This window comes from Cellulomonas sp. B6, from assembly GCF_001462455.1.
Lineage (GTDB): Bacteria > Actinomycetota > Actinomycetes > Actinomycetales > Cellulomonadaceae > Cellulomonas.
The window spans coordinates 1-2,289 of record NZ_LNTD01000239.1; the positions used below are offsets into that span (position 1 = coordinate 1).

Genomic DNA, 2,289 nt, shown 5'->3' on the forward strand with positions numbered 1-2,289 from the left:
GCGTCGTCGGACGCTAGACGGAGGTGGCCGACCGGTCGGTACCGTCGTCGTCGTCGTCGTCGTCGTCGTCGTCGTCGGCCGGGTCGGGCCACGCGCTCGCGGCCGTCGACGGGTCGGCGAGGTCCTCCGGAGCGGGCGGGCCGTCGGGCCACAGCCCGGACAGCAGGCCCGGCGGGAGGATCGCGCCGAGGAGGCCGAGCGGCAGCGGGTCCACGTCCACCGGGGCGGGCTCCGGGCCGGCCCCGGTCCCGGACGCGCGGGCAGGGGGCGTGCCGGACGGGTCGAGGTCGTGCAGGTCCCACCGGGCCCCGGCGAGGTCCGGGCCGTCGGACGGCACCGCGGGCCGGGGGATGCCGGCCCACGGCTCGGGGCGGGCGAGCTGGGCGAGCCGCTGGACGGCCCCTGCGTGCGTACCCGGCAGCGGCTCGACCCACACGCGCACGGGCTGCCGCGTCGAGACCCGCACGTCGACGTCCTCGCAGCGCCGGGCGACACCCTCGCGCAGCGCCGCGATGCGCTCGTCCGCGTCGTCGCCCGCACGCGTGAGGACCGCGAAGACGCCGCCGCCGAGCGTCGCCATCGGGTGGCCGGCACCGAACGCGTCGCGCAGCGCCGCCCCGACCGCCGCCGAGCGGGCCGCGCGCAGCAGACCCGTGACGTGCCCCGCCGCGACGTCGACCACCGCGAGGCCGTGCACGCGCGTCGGGTCCTCGTCGCGACGCCCGGTGGCGAGGTACGTCTCCTCGAGGCGGACCGCGAGGTACTGCTGCGTCGGCAGGCCCGTCTCCGGGTCGGTGCACGCCCCGGTGACCATGAGCGCGGCCTGCGCGTCCGACCAGCCCTCGGTCAGTGCGCGGACGGCGGCCGTCGGCGGCGACGGCAGGCCCGTGGAGCGGTAGAGGCACACGAGGTCGTCGAGCGCCTCGCCGACGCCCACGCCGTGCTCGCCGCGGGCGCGCCCCAGGTCCCACGCGGCCGCCGACGGGTCGCCCTGCGCGAGGACCGTCGCCGCGAGCGCGTCGACCGCCGGGTGGTACCAGTCCGACGGTCGCCGCCACACCGACGCGACGCTCTCGTGGCGCCAGCGTTCCCGCAGCCCCGCGGGGAGGGCGTGCCCGTCCTTGCCGAAGTCGGTCGTCACACCTCAGGAGAGTGCGCTGCACACGGTTCATGACGGCGGTCCGGGTGGTTTTCACCCACTCGTTCGTGGCGGTGTCCGGAAGGTCGCGAGCGTCCCTACCTGGGAGGGGGCGTCCCGAACGGGTTACCTGCGACCCACCGTCCCGTTCATCCCTTCGGTCTGGTATGGCACCCTGTCGAGGCGAGATCGTGCGGACGAGGACCTGACGGGAAGACGGCGTGGCGGCAGGCACGGAGGTCGACGGGGTCATCGAGGATGACGCCGCGCTGCTGCGCGCCACCCGCGAGGGCGACGCCGACGCGTTCGGGCGCCTGTACGAGCGGCACGCGGGTGCCGCGTTCGTCGTCGCGCGGCAGTACACCGACGGGGTGGCCGACGCCGAGGACGTCGTCGCCGACGCGTTCGCCAACGTGCACCGCGCGATCCGCGGCGGCGGCGGGCCCGAGTCCGCCTTCCGTGCCTACCTGTTCACGGTGGTGCGTCGCGTGGCAGCGGTCCGCCGGACCGCCGGGCGGCGCACGCAGCCCACCGACGACGTCGCGACGCTCGAGACCGCGTCGACCCCCGTCGAGGCCGCCGAGGAGCCGACGCTCGCCGGGTTCGAGCGCGTCGTCGTCGCGCGCGCGTTCCGCTCGCTGCCCGAGCGGTGGCAGGCCGTGCTGTGGCACAGCGAGGTCGAGGGCCTGACGCCCGCGCAGATCGCACCGCTGCTGGGCCTGACGGCCAACAGCGCCGCCGCCCTCGCGTACCGGGCGCGCGAGGGGCTGCGGCAGGCGTACCTGCAGATGCACCTGCAGGACCCGCTCGACGACGCGTGCCGCACCGTGTCCGGCAAGCTCGGAGCCCACGTGCGCGGCGGCCTCGGCGCGCGGGACGCCCGCACCGTCGAGCAGCACCTCGACGAGTGCGGCCGGTGCCGTGCGCTGGTGCTCGAGCTGGGCGACGTCAACCACGGCATGCGCGCGGTCGTCGCACCGCTCGTGCTCGGCCTGCTGGGTCTCGGCGCGCTCGCGCACCCGCTGCCGGTCGGCGGCGGGATCGCCGCCGGGACCGCGGCGCTCGGGCAGTCGGCCGGCGTCGGGACCACGGGCGGCTCCGCGGCGGGTGGGTCCGCCGCGGGCGGGTCCACGGGCTCGGCGGCCGGCGGC

Annotated in this window: 2 protein-coding genes; one reads left to right on the top strand and one right to left on the bottom strand. The window is 77.4% G+C overall.

All coding sequences use genetic code 11. From position 1 onward, the window contains the following. Nucleotides 1-13: 13 nt before the first annotated feature. Nucleotides 14-1,141: a hypothetical protein gene (locus ATM99_RS19530; protein ID WP_082660002.1), complete on the bottom strand. Its 1,128-nt coding sequence runs from the start codon at nt 1,139-1,141 to the stop codon at nt 14-16. Nucleotides 1,142-1,359: 218 nt separating this feature from the next. On the opposite strand from ATM99_RS19530, the gene ATM99_RS17290 reads away from it, so the two are divergent. Further along, the coding region (locus ATM99_RS17290) for a sigma-70 family RNA polymerase sigma factor (protein ID WP_150118351.1) at nt 1,360-2,289 on the top strand (930 nt) is incomplete at its 3' end.